The 21,607-nt window shown below is 65.2% G+C and carries 19 protein-coding genes and 1 tRNA gene; 8 read left to right on the top strand and 12 right to left on the bottom strand.

Going from position 1 to position 21,607, the window contains the following annotated elements; genetic code table 11:
- Window positions 1-49: 49 nt before the first annotated feature.
- Window positions 50-376, top strand: coding sequence for a cupin domain-containing protein (locus tag CH290_RS08510; RefSeq protein ID WP_019664446.1), 327 nt, complete (start codon window positions 50-52; stop codon window positions 374-376).
- Between the two features lie 19 nt (window positions 377-395).
- On the opposite strand, the gene CH290_RS08505 is transcribed toward CH290_RS08510, so the two are convergent.
- On the bottom strand, window positions 396-1,253 hold the full coding sequence (locus tag CH290_RS08505; RefSeq protein WP_033190824.1) for a universal stress protein: 858 nt from the start codon (window positions 1,251-1,253) through the stop codon (window positions 396-398).
- 167 nt (window positions 1,254-1,420) lie between these two features.
- Window positions 1,421-2,332: an acyl-ACP desaturase gene (locus CH290_RS08500; protein WP_033190823.1), complete on the bottom strand. Its 912-nt coding sequence runs from the start codon at window positions 2,330-2,332 to the stop codon at window positions 1,421-1,423.
- Window positions 2,333-2,692: 360 nt separating this feature from the next.
- On the opposite strand from CH290_RS08500, the gene CH290_RS08495 reads away from it, so the two are divergent.
- Entirely contained in the window at window positions 2,693-3,925 is a 1,233-nt protein-coding gene (locus CH290_RS08495; RefSeq protein ID WP_019664443.1) for a PucR family transcriptional regulator, read from the top strand.
- A 257-nt stretch (window positions 3,926-4,182) separates the two neighbouring features.
- A tRNA-Arg gene (locus CH290_RS08490) sits at window positions 4,183-4,255 on the top strand.
- A 6-nt stretch (window positions 4,256-4,261) separates the two neighbouring features.
- On the opposite strand, the gene CH290_RS08485 is transcribed toward CH290_RS08490, so the two are convergent.
- Window positions 4,262-4,867: a pentapeptide repeat-containing protein gene (locus CH290_RS08485; RefSeq protein WP_019664442.1), complete on the bottom strand. Its 606-nt coding sequence runs from the start codon at window positions 4,865-4,867 to the stop codon at window positions 4,262-4,264.
- A 518-nt stretch (window positions 4,868-5,385) separates the two neighbouring features.
- Here CH290_RS08485 and CH290_RS08480 point away from each other — a divergent pair.
- A complete protein-coding gene (locus tag CH290_RS08480; protein WP_019664441.1) occupies window positions 5,386-6,723 on the top strand; it encodes an HNH endonuclease in 1,338 nt (445 codons plus the stop codon).
- 252 nt (window positions 6,724-6,975) lie between these two features.
- Entirely contained in the window at window positions 6,976-8,466 is a 1,491-nt protein-coding gene (locus CH290_RS08475; protein ID WP_052060188.1) for a DEAD/DEAH box helicase, read from the top strand.
- 79 nt (window positions 8,467-8,545) lie between these two features.
- Here the strand turns inward: CH290_RS08475 and CH290_RS08470 are convergent, their stop codons facing one another.
- The gene (locus CH290_RS08470; RefSeq protein WP_019664439.1) at window positions 8,546-8,998 is read right to left on the bottom strand and encodes a GNAT family N-acetyltransferase; all 453 of its coding nucleotides are present in this window, start codon (window positions 8,996-8,998) and stop codon (window positions 8,546-8,548) included.
- Between the two features lie 65 nt (window positions 8,999-9,063).
- On the opposite strand from CH290_RS08470, the gene CH290_RS08465 reads away from it, so the two are divergent.
- Together CH290_RS08465 and CH290_RS08460 are read left to right on the top strand one after the other, a co-directional pair.
- Window positions 9,064-11,061: an ABC transporter ATP-binding protein gene (locus CH290_RS08465; RefSeq protein ID WP_230621137.1), complete on the top strand. Its 1,998-nt coding sequence runs from the start codon at window positions 9,064-9,066 to the stop codon at window positions 11,059-11,061.
- Window positions 11,058-11,789 carry an energy-coupling factor transporter transmembrane component T family protein gene (locus tag CH290_RS08460; protein ID WP_019664437.1) on the top strand — a complete coding sequence of 244 codons (732 nt, stop codon included), beginning with the start codon at window positions 11,058-11,060 and terminating at the stop codon, window positions 11,787-11,789. Before CH290_RS08465 ends, CH290_RS08460 begins: the two co-directional genes overlap by 4 nt.
- Window positions 11,790-11,791: 2 nt before the next feature.
- On the opposite strand, the gene CH290_RS08455 is transcribed toward CH290_RS08460, so the two are convergent.
- The 3 genes from CH290_RS08455 to CH290_RS08445 form a co-directional block, all read right to left on the bottom strand.
- Window positions 11,792-13,441: a substrate-binding domain-containing protein gene (locus CH290_RS08455; protein WP_033190727.1), complete on the bottom strand. Its 1,650-nt coding sequence runs from the start codon at window positions 13,439-13,441 to the stop codon at window positions 11,792-11,794.
- Window positions 13,442-13,537: 96 nt separating this feature from the next.
- Window positions 13,538-15,187 (bottom strand): VWA domain-containing protein, encoded by a 1,650-nt coding sequence (locus CH290_RS08450; RefSeq protein ID WP_371828601.1) that lies wholly within the window; start codon window positions 15,185-15,187, stop codon window positions 13,538-13,540.
- Between the two features lie 18 nt (window positions 15,188-15,205).
- Window positions 15,206-15,640: a type II toxin-antitoxin system Rv0910 family toxin gene (locus CH290_RS08445; RefSeq protein WP_019664434.1), complete on the bottom strand. Its 435-nt coding sequence runs from the start codon at window positions 15,638-15,640 to the stop codon at window positions 15,206-15,208.
- Between the two features lie 254 nt (window positions 15,641-15,894).
- Between CH290_RS08445 and CH290_RS08440 the strand changes: the two genes are divergently transcribed.
- Window positions 15,895-16,458, top strand: a complete 564-nt coding sequence (locus CH290_RS08440) for a hypothetical protein (protein WP_033190725.1) — start codon at window positions 15,895-15,897, stop codon at window positions 16,456-16,458.
- Between the two features lie 84 nt (window positions 16,459-16,542).
- On the opposite strand, the gene CH290_RS08435 is transcribed toward CH290_RS08440, so the two are convergent.
- The 5 genes from CH290_RS08435 to CH290_RS08415 form a co-directional block, all read right to left on the bottom strand.
- The gene (locus tag CH290_RS08435) at window positions 16,543-18,213 is read right to left on the bottom strand and encodes a monocarboxylic acid transporter (protein WP_052083321.1); all 1,671 of its coding nucleotides are present in this window, start codon (window positions 18,211-18,213) and stop codon (window positions 16,543-16,545) included.
- Window positions 18,210-18,509 carry a DUF485 domain-containing protein gene (locus CH290_RS08430; protein ID WP_019664431.1) on the bottom strand — a complete coding sequence of 100 codons (300 nt, stop codon included), beginning with the start codon at window positions 18,507-18,509 and terminating at the stop codon, window positions 18,210-18,212. Before CH290_RS08430 ends, CH290_RS08435 begins: the two co-directional genes overlap by 4 nt.
- 210 nt (window positions 18,510-18,719) lie before the next feature.
- Window positions 18,720-20,456 (bottom strand): sodium/solute symporter, encoded by a 1,737-nt coding sequence (locus CH290_RS08425; protein WP_033190724.1) that lies wholly within the window; start codon window positions 20,454-20,456, stop codon window positions 18,720-18,722.
- A 2-nt stretch (window positions 20,457-20,458) separates the two neighbouring features.
- Window positions 20,459-20,827, bottom strand: a complete 369-nt coding sequence (locus CH290_RS08420) for a DUF485 domain-containing protein (RefSeq protein WP_019664429.1) — start codon at window positions 20,825-20,827, stop codon at window positions 20,459-20,461.
- Window positions 20,824-21,606 carry a LytR/AlgR family response regulator transcription factor gene (locus CH290_RS08415; RefSeq protein WP_019664428.1) on the bottom strand — a complete coding sequence of 261 codons (783 nt, stop codon included), beginning with the start codon at window positions 21,604-21,606 and terminating at the stop codon, window positions 20,824-20,826. Before CH290_RS08415 ends, CH290_RS08420 begins: the two co-directional genes overlap by 4 nt.
- Window position 21,607 lies beyond the last annotated feature (1 nt).

Raw genomic sequence — 21,607 nt, 5'->3', positions numbered from 1 at the left:
TCGCTCCGATGCCCCTCACCGCGGCTGCGGTTGGGCCATACTGGGGCGCATGGACAAGAAGTCACTCACCGCCCTTGCCCGCCAGCAATTGAAGCTCGCCGTGGGCACGTCGAGTGGCCGCAGTTCGCAGACCGTCTACGGCGGGCACCAGCGTCACCTGCGCCAGACGGTCGTCGCGTTGGCCGCCGGGAACAAACTGGCCGAGCACGACCTGTCCGGTGAGTCCACCGTCCTCGTCATCAGCGGTCAGCTCACCCTGGTGAGCGGCGAGAAATCCTGGAAGGGCTCGGCAGGCGACCTCCTCGTAGTGCCGGATGCCCGCCACAGCGTCGAAGCAATCGAGGACGTCGCGTTCCTACTGACCGTCGCCGTCTAGTTCGGCATACTCTGCCGCGTCAGGACTCGCCTCGGGCAACCAGTACGGGGCAGTCCGCCGTGTGGATGAGGGCGTAGCTGGTCGAGCCCAGCAACATCCCGCGGAAACCACCGCGGCCGCGATTCCCGACGACGATCAGCGACGCTTGCTCGGACAACTGTGCGAGCACCCGCACCGGCCTGTCCTGCGCGACGACTCGCCTGACCTCGACATCGGGATACTTCTCCTGCCATCCGGCAAGGCTTTCCGCCAGAACCGCTTCCTCCGACGACGCGATGTCGTCCCACTGCAGTGGCACGGCCGACATCGGAGCGAGGGCCACGTCGGCCCATACATGCACCGCAACCAGGGGCGCACCGCGGTGCGACGCCTCGTCGAAGGCCGCTGCCACCGCTGCCTGGCCGACGGCGGACCCGTCGACTCCGACGACGACGGGCCCCGTTGTGGGCGGGCGTCCGTCGATACTGCGGCCCCGAACCACGACGACAGGGGACGACGCGTGGGCGGTGAGTGCAATGGCAGCAGATCCGAGCAGTCCGGAATCCGATTCGCCCAGCCCGCGTGCACCCAGGACGACGAGGGCGCTGTTCTCGGACTCGGACAGCAGAACGTCGACGACCGTTCCGTCCCGGGCCTCGGTCACGACGGACAACGCGGAGCCCTCGATGCTTTCACGCGCAAGGGTTTCCGCGGCGACGAGCCGAGAGCCGAACACGGCTCGAACGTCGTTGTCCTCGGGTAGATAGGAAGGAAGGTCGACAGCGGCGACGATCCGCAGGGTGCAATCCCGATTGGACGCTGTCTGCGCGGCCCACACGACCGCCAGATCCGACGCTTCCGACCCGTCGATTCCGACGACGATGGTGCTGCTGCTCACGTGGCTGCCTCCGCTCGCTGTGCCGCCCCACACGATAGTCCACACCACGGGCGCATGCGGGTTCTCGAACGGCAAGTACCCTCTCTCCGGTTCTCCGAGAGCAATCATCGGAGAACCGGAGAGAGGGCGCCTTCCCACAGACCCCCCGGGGGTCTCGTGCGAGCGTTCTAGGACGCGCGCAGTCTTGCTGCGTCCCGCGCACGAGCGCGAATCCGCAGTTGCTCGAAGGTGGTCGCCTGGACCTCCATGTCATCGAGGAAGTCGGACAGGATCCTGCGATTGCGGTCGGACGAATCCACGGCCGACCGATCGAAGATGCGCCACATCCGTACAGCGGGAAGGAGTACGTCGTCGAGATGCAGACGGAGATCGTAGATTCCGTCGCGGGCGAGCAGCATTGCGCTGCGCTCGAAACCGACGAGCCCACTCCCGGGCAGCTGAAAATTCATCAGAACCTCGGTGATCGCCTTGAGCGTCTGCGCCGGCGCAGACTCCAAAGCACCCGCGACGACGTCGGAGAAGAACGCCACGTGCCGCTCCTGATCGGCCACGATGCGCTCGAGCAGCTCCTCCGCCACCGGATCCGCGCACTCGACGGCCGTGTTGCGGTGGCTCACCATCGTCGCCATGACATCGATCGTGGAGTGGACGATCGAGCGAAGGAAGTTGTCGCCCTCCATCGACGACTCGATCCCGATGGTGGTGCACTGCACCCTCGCTCGGTCCAGCGCGACGGCGTCGACGCTCCTGGTGGCGACCAGGTATCGCTGGATCGCATCCGCATGTGAACGCTTCTCGTCGGACCAGACCGCGCTCCACTCGGCCCACGCAGGTGAACTCGTGAAGAGTTCCCGGGCCGGGTCGACGAGCGCAGTGTTGTTGTGTGTGAGCAGCGTGGTGACGAGCGCGGCCTTCGCCGTCTCGGTCAGCGACGAGCGGCGCTGCCCCCAATACAGTTCCGGCCGAACGTAGGCGCTCGGGTCCCACCTCTGCGCGGTACGTAGATGACGCTCGAGTCTCTGCTCGATCACTGGCTCGAGATCTCGAAGCAAGGTCGTTCGACCTGGTGCTCCGTTCACTGTCCCCACCCCCTCGTGATCGGATCCGATTCTCTGTGCCGACCACAGACTCCGATCGGCACACGACGACGCTAAGCCCACGATCGGCACCGTGAGTAGGTTCCCCGGATTGTTTAGGCAATGTCGCAACCCGAATCCGAGACGAGTTGAGAGCCTTCACAAATTTCTCCGTTGAAAGACTGGATAACGCGTTGATAACATCCTATGATCAAGTTTGTTAGACGCCTGAAAACAAACTTCGGGTTCAGAATCGCCGGGGTTTCGGTCAAGTTTCCAACCATTTTTGCGTGGATGCGCAACAATACGCATCAGTAACTTTTTTTCGGACAGAGCTGAAGTTCCTACACGAAAGGCTGATCTGTGACCGCTCACAACACGACAAGCCTCGGAATCATGGTTGCCGGCCAGCCGGCGTCGGCGCCGCTCCGCGACTTCCGCGCTGTCGCGCGATTGCTGGTCGGCCACTTCGCGGCCAATACACCCTGCGGCTCGCTGCCCGGCGAACAACTGCACGGCGACGTCACCGAGTTCACCGTCAAATGCATCAGCATCGCTGTGCAGATGCTCGACGAACGACGCCCGCCCAACGAAAGCGACCTGGCAGAGCTCCGCGCCAAGGCCAGCCAGTGGGCACGCGAGGGCGTGCCGCTGGAATCGGTACTGACCGTGTACCACGAAGGAATTCAGATCGGCTGGAACCTGGTGTCCAAACGCGCAGGCGAAGGCGACACGAGCGATCTGATCGAAGCAGCACGGATGTTCGTCCTGCTGTCGGAGAAAGTCTCGATCGCCGCGTCGAAGAGCTACGTCGAGGAACTGCAGTCCGTCGCGAGCGAGCACCACACCGCCGCGCACACCCTCGTGTCCTCCTTGCTCAGCGGACACAACGCCGTCTCGATCGCTCGGCAGTCCGGCATCGAGCTCGCGGACAGCTACCTCGTCCTCGCTCTGTCCGTGCCGCCTCATCCCGACGAGAACGATCCGGCAATCCAACGCACCGTCGCTGCTCGCCGCAAACTCCGGCGGGTCCAAGCCGAACTGGCCACCGTCTGCGGACGTAGCCCCCTGTCGATGCTCAGCACCGAAGGCGGCACCGTCCTCATTCCCGGCGTGCAGGACGAGGAATGGGTGGAAGCACTCGTGCACCGCCTCAGCACGGCCGCCGAAGTACAACTCACCGTCACCGCCGAACAAGCAGCCACCGCGGACATCCCGACGGCCGCGGACCAGGTGCACGAACTGCTTGCGCTCGCGCACCAACTCCACCGCCCGGCAGGGTTGTACCGGATGGACGATCTGGTTCTCGAGTACCAGCTGACGCGCCCAGGCCCAGGACGACGCCACCTCCGGCAGATCCTCGAACCGCTCGACGCGTCACCGGAACTGTTGGAAACGCTGGAGATCCACATCTCGCACGACCTCAACCGTCAGCGGTCCGCGCGGCAACTGCACTTGCACACCAATACGGTCGACTACCGCCTCAAAAGAATCGCGCAGCTCACCGGATTCGACCCGACACGGCCGTCGGGCATCCGCCATCTGCAGGCAGCTCTGGTCGCTCGCAGACTGGAAGCAGCACAGGGCGCTGCCTAGAACGTCCGTCGGCGACGCGGGGAATCATTTTCCACCGGCATGAGTTGAACCGATCGACAGTGTTCGATCCATGCCCCGGGTACCAACACATTGCCGCTTCGAGCGGCCTCTTGCCGAGAGGCGCACTGGCGGACACTGTCAGCGGAGCCGCCCACATTCGTGTGGGCGGCTTCTCGCGTTCACCAGCCCTCGATGGGCGTAGCGGGCACGAGTTCATCTCGCCCAAGGGAGCCGGTACACTCGCACGTGCACAACTCGCCTTCGTAGCTCAGGGGATAGAGCAACCCTCTCCTAAAGGGTAGGTCGCAGGTTCGAATCCTGCCGAGGGCACTTCGGTCACTCCGCGTTCCAATGCCGTGGGCGTTCGATCCCGGCTGGAAGGCGTGTTCGTTCGTCACCCTGCGCGGAGTTCACCTGCGACTGGGTCAGAAACAGAGCACCCGAGAGATCTGTTCCCTCGACGCGTACGTCTCGCAGGTCTGCTCCGAGCAGGTCGACGCCCGTGACATCGCAGTGTCGAAGGTCCGCCGCGATGAGGCACGCGCCACGAAGATCGGCTCCGCACAGGGGCAGTCCGCGCAGGTCGATTTCAGCCAGGTCCGCGCCCGGTGTCAGCCGTCGATCCCGGCGATCCCCTTCGGCGAAGTAGCGAGACCGTATTTCAGCGCTGACGTCCATCAGAAGCACTCTCACGGTGAGATGAAGGTTCTCGACGTCGGCCGAGAGCACCTCCTCGGGACCTGATGCCGTCAGCGTGGTGATCGTGTTCGTGACGCTGCGTGCTTCGTCCGCATGATCCGGGTCGTACGTGCGCTCCCCCACTTCGGCCAGATACCAGAGCATTTCGTGCAGTAGCTTGACGGTCGTGAACGCCGCGAACATCGACTGACGCGTGTCCGGTCGATCACGCCAGCCGACACCGCCGAAAAGACGTTGCGACACAGCCTGCCCTGCGCCGAAGCAGTCGAATACCGTGCACCCACGAAAACCGCGGCTGCGAAGACTGTCGTGAACAGAGCAGGAGTGATCCGACCCGAGGTGTCGGCACGGTGCACCGACTGCCTTGTCCTCGGCGAAATCCGCCGATCGAGAGAATCCTAAAGCTGTGCAGCACAGGGCAAAACAGTTGCTGCAGTCTGCCCGCAGTTCAGCGCGGGCGCCGATGGAAGACGTGAAGGGAAGAGGTGTCGACGACATGGTGAAAGAACTCCGATGAATGTTGGGCTCGGTACGGGACGGGAGCTGGGAACCCTCGATCGGGTTCCTCCCGTGGCGCACGTAATCACCACCGCGCGTGCGCGGCGTACACAGCCGTCGTGAGAGGCCTGGTTCACAGAGAATATGTGTCGATGCGCGAACGATACCAAGCCGTTCGCCACTGAGGGAAGCGCGTGGTTGCGGCGTGAGCCCCCGTCGGTTACTGTAGAACATACGTTCGAATGCATTCCTTGGGGGGACTTGTGAACGCTTCAGAAGTACTCGGTTTCGTGGCCCGTCTGCGCACCAGCGAGTTCGACGACGACGCGGCGGCGGGAATCGACCTCATCTCCGCGCTCGAGGACTTGAAGAGCGCGGGCTCCGCGCACCAAGCCACCGTCACGGACGCCGTGGCGAACAGCATTGCCGCAGAACGTAAGGCGAAGGGTCGACCGAAGGCAGAGTGGCGCAAGGGAGTCGCGTCGCAGATCGGCCTCGCCCGTCGTGAGTCACCGAACAAGGGTGGCCGGCTGTTGGGCCTCGCCCGGGCCCTCGTCCACGAGATGCCCCATACCCACGCACGCCTGCGTTCGGGTGAGCTGAACGAGTGGCGAGCAACTCTGATCGCCAGAGAAACTGCGTGCTTGACCGCAGAGGACAGGCGGTCGATCGACGAGCAATTGTGCTCCGACTCGGCAACCTTGAAGAATCTGGGAGACAACGCGATCGAGCGTCGAGCCCGGGCATTGGCAGCTGAACTGGACCCCGCCTCCGTGGCCAGGAGGAAAGCAAGAGCGTTCGAACAACGCCGTGCGAGCACTCGGCCCCATCCCGACTTCATGTGCGAGTTCAAGGTGATGACATCGATGGACAGAGGTGTCTCGATGTGGGCAACTCTACGAAGAGACGCCGACTCCTTGGTCGGTGTGGGGGACGAACGTCGCACCCGCGATCAGATCATGGCCGACCTCGCGTTCGAGCGCATCACCGGTACAGCGCACGCAGCCTCGGGGGCCGCGGTGTCGGTCAATCTCGTCATCTCCGACGAGACGCTGTTCGGACACGACTCGAAGCCGGCTCATCTGAGCGGCTACGGCGAGATCCCCGCGTCGATCGCACGCAAGCTCGTCGCCGACGCCGCCGCATCACCTGTGCGCACCGAGCTGCGCAAGCTGTACGCGGAACCACTCTCCGGCGCTCTGACCGCGATGGAATCCAAGGCGCGGAGCTTTCCCACAGCGTTGGCCACGCTGATCGACGTGCGTGACCGAACGTGCCGCACACCGTGGTGCGACGCCCCGATACGTCACCGCGACCACATTCGCTCCCACGCACACGGCGGTGCAACCAGTGCGCACAACGGAGCGGGATTGTGCGCCGCGTGCAACTACGCCAAAGAAGCCGACGGGTGGACGTCCACACCGAAGCGAGCGGAGCCGCGGGCGATCCATGTCTACGACTTCGAGACTCCTACCGGGCACAGGTACAGCTCGCAGGCGCCCCCGATGCCGGTCGCACGACGGTACTGCTCGTTCGTCGAACACGAGTTCGCCGAGGAATACGCGGCAAAACTGCTGGCGACGACCCACAGAGCTGCCTGATACGTCACTCCGGGAAGGCGATGGAGGGTTCAGCGGTTACACTGGGCAACGGTGTGTGTAGCTGCACGCCAGACGTCGTGGAATGCTTCAACTTCCGCCCGGCCTCGGCCGTGTTGTCCATGTGCACCCTGCACAGGCTTTTCTTACGGCGATCGAAATTGCCCACCGGCAGTCTCGCCAACCTTGCACTCACAGGTCACAGCAGTGAACCTTGCGGTGCAGCACCATGCCCGAAAGGCGCAACCCATCACTATGACTACCTTTGCTTCACTCGGCGTGCCGAATGCACTCGCCGAGGCACTTGCAGCACAAGGCAAGACCGAGCCCTTCCCCATCCAGGCCGACACTCTTCCCGACACACTCGCCGGACGCGACGTGCTCGGACGTGGAAAGACCGGAAGCGGCAAGACCCTCGCGTTCTCCATTCCCATGGTCGCTCGCCTCGCCGGCCAGCTCGCGGGCAACCGCAAGCCCGGTCGTCCGCGTGGGCTGATCCTCGCCCCCACTCGTGAACTGGCGACCCAGATCGCCGTCGCCATCGAACCGCTGGCGGCCGCCTACAAGCTGAAGGTCACCACGATCTTCGGCGGTGTGTCCCAGGGCCGCCAGGTGTCCGCCTTGAACGCAGGCGTCGACATCGTCGTCGCCTGCCCGGGACGCCTCGAAGACCTGATGAAGCAGCGCCACGTCAGCCTCGACGGCGTGCAGATCACCGTCCTCGACGAGGCCGACCACATGGCCGATCTCGGCTTTCTTCCCGTCGTGACCCGGATCCTCGCTGCCACACCGCAGAAGGGACAGCGGTTGCTGTTCTCTGCGACGCTGGACAACGGAGTCGACAAGCTCGTCAAGCGATTCCTCACCGACCAGGTCACACACTCCGTCGACGAAGCAACGTCGCACGTCGAAGCCATGACCCACAGCGTGTTCGAGGTCGACGGTGTCGAGGCGAAGAAGAAGCTCGTTCAGCAGTTGGCGTCGGGCACCGGCCGCCGAATCCTGTTCATGCGCACCAAGCACCAGGCGCGCAAGCTTGCCAAGCAGCTCACCGAGGCGGGTATCCCGTCGGTGGACCTCCACGGCAACCTGTCGCAGGCTGCCCGTGACCGGAACCTGCTCGCGTTCTCGTCCGGCACCGCTCGAGTTCTCGTCGCTACCGACGTCGCGGCTCGCGGAGTCCACGTCGACGACGTTCAGCTCGTCGTGCACGTCGACCCGCCTGCCGAGCACAAGGCCTACCTGCACCGTTCAGGCCGTACCGCCCGAGCTGGAAGCGCAGGAGACGTCGTCACCGTCGTCCTTCCCGAGCAGCGCAAGGACACTGCCGTGCTGCTTCGCAAGGCCGCGATCACGGTGACTCCCGTCCGCGTCACGGCAGATTCACCGCAGGTTGCAGAACTCGTGGGCGAGCAGGCTCGCTACGTCGAGCCCGCACCGAAGGCAGCACCGCAACCGCAGCGTCAGGGAACCCCTCGGCCCCGCAACGGCGCACCCCGCGGCGGCAGTGCCCGTGGTGGCAGTGCTCGTGGTGGCAGTGCTCGTGGTGGTAGTGCTCGTGGCGCCGGCCAGGGTGACCGCGCGCAGTCCGGGCAGCAGACCCGTTCGGGCCAGGCGCGTTCCGGGCAGGGCCAGCCGAGCCAGGGACGCTCCAGCCAGGGACAGCCGGATCAGCGGCAGCACGCCGCAGGCGGTGGCCGTCGTCGCCGTCCCGCGGGCCCGGCGACAAGCCAGCGAACCAGGTAGTCGGACTCGACCTACCCGAAGACATGACAAGAGCACCCGACCTGGTCGGGTGCTCTTGTTGTGTGTCTTGGATCCTGGCTTACAGCGTCCGTTCGAAACAGATGGATGTCGGCGAGTCGGTGTAAGGCCCGAATCCGTCGATGCGGGAGTACCCCTCGCGCTCGTAGAAGCGAACGGCGTCGGGTTGTCCGGATCCGGTCTCCAGTTTGAGGACACGGATCCCCCGATTTCGGGCACTGGTTTCCAGCCGTCGCAGTATCGCCACCGAAGCGCCTCGTCCCCGTTCGGGAGGGATGACGTACATCCGTTTGATTTCCGCTTCGCCCTCGTCGAGCAGTCGTAGCGCCCCGCACCCGATTCCGACGTGGGTGTCGTCCCGTGCGACGACGAACACCAGGATGTCCTCGGAGGTGGGCGCCGCGCCGGGCTCGTGGTTGCTGTTGCCGTAACGCGCGTCCAGTTCAGCGCGTTGTGCTGCGCGCAGTTGCGCGCCGACGGGGGTTTCCCAGTCCTCTTCGTCGACTGTGATCACTGTGCTGTGCCTCTTTCGTTCGCAGAGCGTGAAACGCCCATCTCGGTTGCTGGCACACTGGACAAGTGACAGTCAGCCCCGCCGAGCCTCGCACGTCCGGGGCTCTATCGCCTACCGAGCTGGCTACGGCAGCGGTGATGAGCAGTTTCGCGGTCGCCCTGTCGGTCGTCGCGATTCTCGTTCCCATGGCCACGGCGCTTCAGATCGTGGCGGCCGTGCCGATGGCCGTCGTGGTGCAGCGTCACCGCACCCGAGCACTCGTGGCAGCGGCGGTTGCGGGCGTGCTCGTGGCGTTCGTCGCAGCCGGCACCACCACCGCGTTCACCGTCGCCATGTCCGCGATCCTGGGTGGCCTCGTCGGCCGGGCCAAACGGAAGAAGCAGGGGCTGCTGTCCGTTCTGGCCACGTCGATGGTGGTGGGTCCGGCAACCGGGGCAATCATGGTCGGCCTGCTGCTGATTCTGTCGCCACTGCGAGAGCTGTTTCTGCGGACCATCGAGAACACCGTGGAAGGCTTGGCCCGCTTGATGTCTCGGGCCGAATTCCTCGTCACCCCCGCGAATGTTCTGCGGGACAGCGTCGGAACCATCCTCGATCACTGGTGGTGGTGGATTCTCGGCACGACCACACTGTCGATCGTCTTCGGCGCCCTGTTCGCCTGGCTGATCCTCGGCGCCGTCCTGGATCGGCTCGCCACCATCCCGGTGATCGACCGGTTGCCCGTCGCAACGGACGGTGCCGTCGGACCACTTCCGGTACAACTGCGCGGCGTCGGATTCCGTTATCCGGACAGCACATTCGCCGCACTGGACAACATCGACCTGCGGATCGAGCTCGGTGAGTTCGTTGCCGTCGTCGGACACAACGGGTCGGGCAAATCCACACTCGCACGCATCCTCGCGGGCCGTGAGCCGACGTCGGGGACGGTGGAACGCCCGGGCACAGCCGGACTCGGACTGACCGGAGGAACGGCCGTCGTGCTGCAACGCCCGGAAAGTCAGGTGCTGGGCAGCCGCGTCGCCGACGACGTCGTGTGGGGGCTTCCGCCCGGCTACGACATCGACGTCGAATCGGTACTGTCCGAAGTCGGGCTGGCAGGTCTGGGCGAGCGGGACACGTCGTCGTTGTCCGGCGGCCAGCTGCAACGACTTGCCGTGGCGTCGGCCCTGGCTCGGCGTCCCGCTCTTCTGATCGCCGACGAGGCCACCGCGATGATCGACGCGGATGGTCGCGCGAGTCTGGTGGCCTTGCTTGCGGCACTTCCGAAACGACACCCGATGTCCGTCGTGCTCGTCACGCATCAGGAGTTGGAGACGGTGGCTGCCGATCGCGTCGTACACCTGCACAGCGGGTTCCAGGTCGCACATACACCCGATTGGATGCGCGGGCACTTCGCCTACTCCGCGGACGCTTTCCACACCGGCGCGCCCCTGATGACGTTGACCGGCGTCACCCACACCTACAACAGCCGGACCCCGTGGTCTCAGGACGCTCTGCACGGCATCGATCTGTCCATCTCGAAAGGCGACGGCATTCTTGTCCTCGGCGGCAACGGATCCGGCAAGTCGACGCTGGCCTGGATTCTCGCCGGGTTGACGTCACCGTCGGCAGGCACCGCTCGCTTGGACGGACGCGACATCGCGGGCAACGTCGGTGCCGTGGGCCTGGCCTTCCAACATTCACGTCTGCAACTGCAGCGTCGAACCGTCGCCGAGGACATCGAGTCCGCGGGAGGTCCGGAGGTGGGATCCGCCAAGGTCGCGGTGGCCATGGACGCCGTCGGGCTGGATCGCACCCTTGCGGGCCGCGAGATCGACTCGCTCAGCGGCGGGCAGATGCGTCGCGTCGTGATTGCAGGCCTGATTGTCAACAAACCTCGAATTCTCGTGCTCGACGAGCCCCTTGCCGGCTTGGATCCGCCCGGCCGAACGGAGATCATCGACGTGCTCGGATCGCTGCGACGACAAGGGATTGCCATCGTGGTGATCTCGCACGACGTCGACGGAATGGATCGAATCTGCGATCGGACCGTCGTACTCGACGCCGGCAGGGTCGCGTCGTGACCACAGTCGTTCTCCGTCAGGTCCCCGGTTCCTCGCCCATCCATCGACTCTGGGCGGGAACCAAACTGCTCGCGGTGCTGCTGATCAGCATCACGATCGTCGTCGCACCGTCCTGGGCATCCATCGGACTCGTCGTCGGAGTGCTCGTCGTCGCGGCGGTGATCGGCCGAGTTCCACCGACCGCCGTTCCGCGGCCTCCGTGGTGGATCTGGGTGCTGTTTCTCGTCGGCGCACTCATCAACGTTCCGCTCGGTCTCGATGCGGTTCTGTTGTTCCTACGCTCGACCGTCTTCGCCTTCGTTCTTCTGGGGGCCTCGTTGATGATCGGGTGGACGACGTCGATGAGCGACATCGCACCCGCAGTGGCCGTACTGGTCTCGCCGCTGAAGAAGCTGAAATTGCCGGTCGACGAATGGGCCGCGACCCTGGCACTGTGTTTGCGATCGCTACCCCTGCTCATCGAAGAGATGCGCACGATGATCGCAGCCCGCAAACTCCGGCCGAAATCGGTGCTCAACAGCGCTTCGGACAACTCGATCGTCGACCTGATCACCGCGACGATGTCCATCGCCATTCGTCGGGCAACCGAGATGGGCGAAGCGATCACCGCCCGCGGCGGTACCGGCCAGATCACCGCGCACCCGAGCCGACCGGGGCTGTCCGACGCGCTGGCCCTCGCCGTCGTCGCACTGTGCTGCACCGCCGGGATCGTGCTGACGTTCGTCTAGAGCTACTCGCCGCCGATGCGTTGGGTTCGGCTGTTCAGTGCCTGCACGAACACGTTCGGGATGTCACGCGGATCCTCGGCGACGTAGCTGGTACCACCCGTCGCAGCGGCAATTCTCTGCAGCGCAACAGGATCGGCGTCGGTGGTGATACCGACGGTGACGATGACGACGGGGCGCACCGGATCCTGTTCGCGCTGCAAGGTTTCGATCAGCTGATCCAAGCTGGGGCTGCCTTCGTCCTCGTTCGTACCGTCCGTCAGCAGGATGACACTGTTGACGAAATTCGGGTCGTACCCTTCCTTGACCCGACGGAACGCAGCGAGAGTGGTGTCGTACAAACCGGTTCCGCCACCCACGATGCCTGGAAGCCCGCGGATTGCAGACAGAATCGCTTCGCGCTGTGGCAGACCGTTGAACACCGTGTCCACCGCTCCCAGGGGAACCAACTCGCGATAATCCTGTTGTCCTCCGCCGAGACCGATGGAGAACGCCCACAGCCCCATCTCGGTCTGGTCGCTGAAGAGAGCGTTGGCCCCGAGGCTTGCATCGACGGTCAGAGCTATCCGTGTCGAGTCACCGGACCGCGCCGCCATGGACCCGGATACGTCCTCGACGACGAGGGTGCGAAGCGGAAGGGCCAGCACCGACCAGTCACGCAGCGTCGATTCGATGGCCAGCGGATTCTTCAACTCCAGCGACGCGACCGAACCCACACCCCTACCGTCGGCCACTGGAACACCGCTGGCCTGCCGAAAACCGGCGGCCGTCAGGGCCTCGGTAGCCGAGGTGGTCGACAGCGCCGACGCCAACGCGGTACCGGCATCCTTGACGCGGTCGTAGTCCGGGCCTGCTGCCGCGGTGACCGCGAGCGGATAGTTCAGGAAATAGCTGCCCGTCGGTGGAACCGACGCTTCGAGCGGGGCATCGGGATGCGCGGCGTTGTACGCGAGCACGCTCTGCTCGGTTGCAACCGACGTTCCACCCTCGGCCGCGACCTGGTCGACGAGATCCGCCGTTCCGTGCGGCAGATTCGCGATCCGGCCGTAGTCCTGAGCTTTCGGGACCAGTGCGGCAGAGACTGCCTTGGCGTCGGAGATCGCGACCTCCGATTCCGACAGAGCTCCGAGAATCGAGGCGAGGGATCCGCTGCTGTCCAGCGGATCGCCGATCCGAAGGCCCGGATTCTGCAGCACCTCCAGCCAGGTGTTCACCGGAACCGACTCACCCGGACGCGTGACGACGACGGGCATGGTGTTGACCACCGAGGACTTGGCCACCTCGGGAAGAGCCCCGGTCGACCGGAGAGTCTTCAGCAGCCACAGCGTCGAATCAGGGATCCACAGGTCCGGACGGTTCTCGTTGTTGCCGGCAAGTTCGGTGGCCGTGTCCGTCGGCGCCTCGGCCCTGATGTCGAAATCGGTGCACCCTCGGTCGACGGGTTCCACGGTGGACAGCACGTCCGTGACGACCGGGGCGACGGTGGGATCGACTGCAACGGACACCTGCGCGACGGTGTCGCACTCGGCGCCACCTGCACGGACGGCCTGCACTCCGAAGTATCCGCCGACGACGACCACTACTGCCGTGACGACGATCGCGCCCCCCACGTACAGCGGATTTCTGCGCGTTCCCGTTCCGTGACGCCCCGACATCCCCGTGTTCCCCCAAACAGTCAGCTTCCGTTGCACGCTGCATCATGCACGACGAAGCGCGCCGAGCAAACGGCAAACCCAAAAATAGCGGGAAAATCAGCGTCCTGCGCGGCTCTTGAGAGCATTCACAAAAACGTTGGGGATTTCCGCCGGATTTCTGGCCAGAAAGCTGGTTCCGCCGGTCGCCGCGGAGATCTGCTGGAGAACCCCGGCGTCGGCGTCGTCGGTGATACCGATCGTGACGATGACGACAGGCTTGGTGGGATCCTGCTCGGCACGCAACGTCGAGAGGAGTTCGTCGAGCGAGATGCTGCCCGGATCCTCGTTGGAACCGTCGGTGAGAATGATGACGCTGTTGATGTAATCGGGGTCGTATCCCTCTTTGACCTGGCGGAACGCCGCGAGCGCCGTGTCGTACAGGCCTGTTCCGCCGCCCACGAGACCTGGGAGCGTGCGCGTCGCCTGCAGCAGAAGGTCACGCTGCGACGTGCCGTTCACGTCCTCGTCGAGCCGACGAATCGGAACCAACTCGCGGTAGTCCTGGTCTCCCCCACCGAGGCCGACCGAGAAGGCCCACAACCCCAGCGCGGCGTTGTTCGGGAACAACCGATTGCCGGTATCGCTGGCCTGCACGGTGAGCCCGATACGGGTGTCCGCACCCGCGCTGTACCCCATCGACCCCGACACGTCCTCCATCACGAGGGTGCGCGACGGCAGGGCCAGAACCTGGTAGCGACGCAGGGTCTCCTCGGCAGTCTGCTGGTCGGCGATGGTCAACGCCTCGATGTCCCCGACGCCACGGCCGTCGCTGAGCGGAGTGCCGTCGGGTGCTCGGAATCCGGCGTCGGACAGAGCTTGCAACCCCGTCTCCGACGCCAGGGCCTGCGCCACGGCGAGCCCGACGGCCTTCGCGCCCTCGACGCGATCGTCGGCCGGTTCGGTTACGGCCAGCGGAAAGTTGAGAAAGAAACTGCCGGTGGGAGGCGTCGTCGTGCCGAGTTCGGCGCCGGTGGATTTCTGGAAGTCGAGGTACGACTGCTCGGACACCACCGACACTCCGCCGTCGGCGACCATCTCCTCCAGACGCACCGTCGGATCTGCTTCACCGCGGGTAGCGGCCTGCGCCTGCGCGATCGGCACCAGCGCGGCCGACACCGAATCCACGGCGTCCGCGTCGGAGCCCGCCTCCGAGAGCGCCCCGAGAATGGCAGCGTCGGAGATGGTGTTGGTCAACGGATTTCCGATGCGCAGACTCTTCAGCTGCAGAGCAGTCAACCAGGAGTCGAAGAACGGAACCTCGTCCTTGCGTGCGGCGATCACCGCCGGGGAACTCGCCACCGACTGGCTTGCCACATCCACCAGCGAACCCGTCGCGCGCACGGCCTTTCCCACCCACAGTGCGGAATCCGGGATCCACAACGACGGCGCATCCGCACCCATCGACACCGCAGCCGACGCCGTGCCGGAATCGGTCGCGGTGACCTCCACCGTCGCGCACCCGAGATCCTCGGCCGAGGTGTCGCCGACGACCTGCTGGACCACTCCGGCGATAGCAGGGTCCGCGGCCAGGGAGTACGTGGCCGGATCCGTGCAATCGGAACCGAAGGCCTTCTGCGCCGCGAACACTCCACCGCCGACGACGAGCAGGAGAACGACGGCGATGATCCCGTACTTCACCGCCGGAACGGCGCTTGCACCCGACGCGGGGGCACTGTGTCTACCAGGGGCACTGTGTCTGCCGGGCATGGAAAGGCCTCTCCGTTGTCAGGCGTACAGCGATTCGAAGGTCTTCATCGAGTTCTCGATGTCGCCCTTCAGCGCCCGAGCGACGCCGGAGCCGATCGGGCCGAACAAGGGGGCACCACCGAGCTCGACGTCCAGCGTCAGGTCGGAGCCGCCGCTCTTGCCCTCCGCGACCGACAACACCAGCCCGATCTTCACTCCGCCCTTGCCGTTGCCCTTCAACTTCAGCTTCTTCGGCGGGTCGTAGCTCTCGATGGTCCACCGGACGCGGTTACGCATCCCTTTCACCGACGCGACGGACTCCAGAGTGGTGCCGACGGACAGTTGTTCCGGCAGGTCGGAGCGCCATCCCTCGTGGATGGACAACCACTTGTCGTAGTCGGCGAGATCGGACGCATGAGTCCACGCGGTCTCGGGGTCGAGCGGGACGTTGACGGTTACCTTCAGCTTGGCCACGGAAGGGATCGTAACCAAACGCGTCAACCCCGATGTGTGAGGCAGACCTCACCGGGGCCCGCGGAGTTGTGATAGCTACCAGCTCCCACCCCCGCACACACTGCAGTCCCCCGCACAGGCTGCAACCTGTGCGAGGGACTGGAAGGTGTGCGGGAGCAGAACGAAATCGCGCATCGTACAACACAATCGAGTTATCCCCAGGATCGTTCATCCACAGCTATCGCGAACGCGCCCGATCGACCACGATCGTCGCCATGCGATTCGACGAGGACCCGTTGCTGATGCGTAGCCAGCTCGTGCGCACCGGAACGTTGGACAGCGAGATACGGACCGCGACCAGGAACGGGACGATGAAGCGAATCCGACGCGGCGCATTCGCCGATTGGTCGGCGCTCCAGGCTCTGGGGCCCGAGGATCGCCACGTTCTCCGGACGCGGGCGCACGCGAACGCCGCCGGTGGCCGACTCGTCGTGAGTCACCAGTCCGCTGCCCTGGTCCACGGGATCGCACTGTGGGCCCCGGATCTGCAGCGTGTTCATTTCACCGTCGGTCGTAGCGGTGGTGGCCGTAAGACCGGTGGGCGGAACGTTCATCCCGCACCTCTCGAGTATCTGAAACCTGGGCAGACACCGGCTGCTGCTGTGGTCGCCGAGAAGAAGCGCGAGGACGCGCTGCGAGCGCACGGTTGGATCGTTCTCCGGTTGACGTGGTCCGACCTCGAGAACCCCGACAGGCTGGTGTCCAAGCTGCGAGCGTCGATCGAGCTCGCGGCCGCACTCCCCACCCCACGCACCGTGGTCCGGCGGTCGGCAAGGTGACCCCCTTCCCGCACACACTGCAGTCCCCCGCACAGGCTGCAACCTGTGCGAGGGACTGGAAGGTGTGCGAGAGAGATGGAACCCTCAGTGGGCGGTGGCTTTCTCCGCACCGATACCGGTGAGCGAGCGAACCTCCATCTCGGCTTGCTTGGCGCGGCTCTCGCTGTCCTTCGACAGCAGCGTACCGACGATTCCCAGCACGAATGCGAGTGGGATGGAGACGATTCCGGGGTTGGACAACGGGAACCAGGCGAAGTCCGAGCCGGGGATCATCGCGGTCTTCGATCCGGACACGGCCGGGGAGAAGACGATGAGCACGAGCGTCGAGATCAGGCCGCCGTACATGCTGCACAGTGCGCCGGTGGTGTTGAAGCGACGCCAGAACAGCGAGTACACGATGGTCGGCAGGTTCGCCGCGGCAGCGACCGCGAAGGCGAGTGCGACGAGGAACGCGATGTTCTGACCGTTCGCCAGGATGCCGAGGCCGATGGCGAGTGCACCGATCACGACGGCGGTGATGCGCGAGACCTTGACCTGCTTCTTCTCGTCGACATCGCCCTTCTTGATGACGCTGGCGTAGATGTCGTGAGCGAAGGACGCCGACGCGGTGATGGTCAGTCCGGCGACCACGGCGAGGATCGTCGCGAAGGCGACCGCCGAGATGACACCGAGCAGGATGACGCCACCGAGCTCGAAGGCCAACAGCGGTGCCGCGGAGTTCTGTCCGCCTGCCGACGCCAGGATGCGGTCCGGTCCGACGATTGCTGCGGCTCCGTAGCCGAGCACCAGGGTGAAGAGGTAGAACGCGCCGATGAGTGCGATGGCCCAGACGACGCTGCGACGGGCTTCCTTCGCGGTGGGGACGGTGTAGAAGCGCATGAGAACGTGTGGGAGACCCGCAGTTCCGAGCACGAGTGCGATACCGAGTGACAGGAAGTTGAGCTTGGACATGTTGCTGCCGCCGTACTGAGCGCCCGGCTCGAGAACCTGGCGGGCTGCGACTGCATCATCGGCGGAGCCGGTGATCGTTTCCTGTGCACTACCGAGCAGCTCGGAGATGTTGAAGCCGAACTTCGCGAGAACGAGCACCGTCATGAACAGTGCACCGGCGATGAGCAGAACCGCCTTGATGATCTGGACCCACGTGGTGCCCTTCATGCCGCCGACGAGGACGTAGACGATCATCAACACACCGACGACGGCGATGACGATGGACTGCCCGGTGCGGTCGGAGATGTCGAGCAGGAGTGCGACGAGTCCGCCTGCGCCCGCCATCTGCGCGAGGAGGTAGAACAGCGACACCGTCAGTGTCGACAGCGCGGCCGCGGTGCGCACCGGACGTTGCTTGAGGCGGAAGCTCAGCACGTCGGCCATCGTGAATTTGCCGGTGTTGCGGAGCAACTCGGCCACGAGCAGCAGCGCGACGAGCCAGGCGACGAGGAAGCCGATGGAGTAGAGGAAGCCGTCGTACCCGTAGACGGCGATAGCGCCCGCGATGCCGAGGAAGCTTGCCGCGGAGAGGTAGTCGCCTGCGATGGCGACGCCGTTCTGTGGTCCGGAGAATCCGCCACCGGCGGTGAAGAACTCGGAGGCGGTCGCGTTCTTCTTCGAGGCGCGGATGACGACGAACATCGTGACGGCGACGAACGCTCCGAAGATCGCGATGTTGACGAGTGGTTCGCCGACGGTGGTGTCTGCGGCTTGCGCCAGGAAGTGAGTGCCTGCGGAAGGAATCGGAATCTGGCTCGAGGTCATCGCTTGGCCTCCTGGGATGCGATCATGTCGTTGCGCAGCGCCTCGGCGCGCGGGTCGAGTTCACGGTTCGCGAAGCGAACGTAGATGCCCGTGATCGCGAAGGTGGTGACGAACTGCCCCAGTCCGAGGAGCAGGCCGACGTTGACGTTGCCCCACACAGGGGTGGACATGAAGTCGTGCGCGTAGTTGCTCAGCAGCACGTAGACGATGTACCAGATCAGGAAGAACGCGGTCATCGGGAAGACGAAGCTGCGCAGGCGTCGACGCAGTTCCTGAAATTCCGGGCTTGCTTGCATGTCGATGAACGCCTGCTCGTCCGGTGGTGGAGATGTGTCCGGTGTTGTCACGAAAGTGCTCCCTCGTCGTGGCGTCACGGAGTGTGACGGAAGATCTGGACTGAGAGTAGTGAGATGGGGATCACAAAAGAACGTGGTGGCGTCGGTCACACGTTCAGCTGCGTAGGTCTGCGCCGAACGGTTGTCTCACCGCGACAAACGGCCGAGGTGTCAGAGTTCGCGCTCGCGGTCCTTGCCGACATCCAGGCGTTCGGGAGCGTGCAATCGGGTGAAGATGCCGCCGATGTCGACGGGAACCGTCCGCGATGTCGCCTTGCTGACCAGGTACATCAACCCGAAAGCGAGGGGCACGCTGACGGCGGCCGGGTACCCGAGGACGGTCGCCGCCCATCCCCCGAACCATGCCTCCGGAATTCCGAACACCGACAGCGACGCTGCCACGAGCGAGACGGTTCCGCCGCCGATCAGCCCAGCTGCTGCACCGGCCGCGGTCAGTCCGCGCCACCAGATGCCCAGCACGAGGAGGGGGCACAGCGTCGACGCGGCAACCGCGAACACCAGCCCCACCGTGCGAGACAGATCGAGCGACGCGAGCCCGAGGGACATCGCGAGCGGCACGGCTCCTGCGAGCACCGCTGCGATGCGGAAGTCTCGGACGCGTCCACGAAGAACATCGGTGCTCAGCACCCCGGCGATGCTCACCAACAGACCCGACGACGTCGACAGGAACGCCGCGATGGCCCCGGCTGCGACGAGAGCGGCCAGGAGTTGGCCTCCCACACCGGACAACACCGACCCGGGGAGCAGCAGTACCGCCGCGTCGGAGTTCCCGGTGATCAACAACTGCGGAACGTACAAACGCGCGAAGACTCCCAGCAGAGTCGGAAAGAGATAGAACAAGCCGAGCAGACCGAGGACCGTCAGCGACGTCACTCGCGCGGCACGACCGTCGGGATTGGTGTAGAACCGCACGAGCACGTGAGGCAAACCGAGGGTGCCGAGGAACGTCGCCAGAATGAGCGAATACACCTGGTACAGCGGATGCATGCCGCCGAGCCCGCCACCGGGCATCGCCCACTGACGGTCCGTCGTCGGTGCGCCCGCCACGACGGGAACGGCCGAACCCGCGTCGAGCACCAGGGACGTTCCCTCGGACAACTCGTGCGTGCCTGCACCCAGCACCACCGCGCCGTCGACGCTGTCACCGTCGAGAGTGCCGCTGATGAGCGCGCCGATCGGTGAATCCACCTGAACGAGAACATCGGTGTTGATCTCGACCGTCGTCACCCGGTCCACCGTCGGTGGCGCCGGACTACCGACCGCACGATCGTCGGCGAAGAAGTGCACGGCAAGCACGAGGGCCGGAACAGCGACGGCCGTCAGCTTCAACCAGTACTGGAAGGCCTGCACGAACGTGATGGAGCGCATGCCTCCACCGACGACGTTGGCGATGACGATGAACCCGACGACCGCCGCGCCCACCCACCCGGGAACTCCCAGCAAGATATTCAGAGTGAGGCCCGCACCCTGAAACTGCGGCACGAGGTACAGAGCGCAGATGACCACGACGACGAACATCGCGAGGGTGCGCAATCGCCCGGAGCCCAGCCGGAACTCGGCGAAATCGGGAACGGTGTAGGCGCCGCTGCGCCGGAGCGGCGCGGCAACGAACAGCAGCAGACCCAGATACCCGGCAGTGAAACCGATCGGATACCACAGGGCGTCGGCACCGTACTTCGCGATGAGGCCGGCGACCCCGAGAAACGATGCAGCCGAGAGGTATTCGCCGGAGATGGCGGCCGCATTCCATTTCGGCCCCACGGTGCGTGACGCGACGAGGAAGTCCGACGTGGTGCGGGCCAGGCGCACGCCGTACACACCGATGGCGACGGTCGCGGCGGCAGCGATCAGCAACGCTCCCACCGTGAGCCACGGCACCCCCGTCATGATCAGTCGTCCACCAGGTCGAGGAATTGCTGCTCGATGCGCTCGGAGCGGCGGACGTGGATCCAGCCGACACCCAGCAGCAACGGGTAGACCGCGACCCCGAGCACGACCCACGGCAACCGAACTCCGAACACCACGGCGTCGGAGAACGCGGGAACGAGCAGGCCCAGCAACGGAATCGAGAACAGTACGGCGAGCGTCACCACGGCGAGGCGGATCGACAGCAGCAGTTGAGCGCGAACGAGGCCGCGCACCATGGCGTCGCCGACCTCGGTGTGTTCCTGCACTTCCACCCGCGTTCTGACGATCCGGGCGCCGCGCCTGCGGGCAAGGACCACGCGTTCACGCGGGTTCCGACCGGGCTCCGTCACCGATTCGACCAGGATTGCAGCGGGCCGCGGACGAGACGATCCTTGAGTGCCCGGGTGTGACGCCTGCTCACCGGGAGTTCGACGGCCGCGAGGTCTCCGTGGCGTCGGAGGCACACCACGAGCCCCGATCCGACGCTCTTGATGCCCGTCACCAACGACAGGGACACCAGGTAGGACCGGTGCACTCGGAGGAAACCGACTTCTGCCCAACGACTTTCGAGGGTGGAGATAGGGATCCGCACGAGGTGAGAGCCTGTGGAGGTGTGCAGCCGGGCGTAATCGCCGTCCGCTTCCACCCACCCCACGCTCGCACGTTGCACGAGCGTCGTCGTGCCGCCGAGCTCGACCGGGATGATCTCGTCCCCTGTAGCCGGTTCCTGACCCTCCGGTCGTCGGCCCGCGGCGGTGATTCGGCGCAGAGATTCCGCCAGACGGTCCTCGCGCAAGGGTTTGAGCAGGTAGTCGACGGCGCCGAGGTCGAATGCGGCCAGTGCTCGGTCGTCGTGGGCGGTGACGAACACGACCGCCGGTGGACGCACGAAGTTCGAGAGGATCCCGGCGAGCTCCAACCCGTCGAGACCGGGCATGTTGATGTCGAGGAACACTGCGTCGATCGCCGGGTAGGACGCGTCGACCGGATGTTGCAGTCGTCGCAGTGCCGTCGTGGCGTCCGACGCGACGAAGACCTCGGCCACCGAATCCTGCGCGTTCAGCAGAAAAGCCAACTCGTCGAGCGCCGGCTTCTCGTCGTCGACTGCGAGCACAACAAGACCGGTCATC

Source organism: Rhodococcus sp. 06-156-4, assembly GCF_002259345.1.
GTDB lineage: Bacteria > Actinomycetota > Actinomycetes > Mycobacteriales > Mycobacteriaceae > Rhodococcoides > Rhodococcoides fascians_E.
The sequence above is the reverse complement of the archived record's forward strand: the minus strand, read 5'-3'. Positions and strand labels throughout refer to the sequence as shown.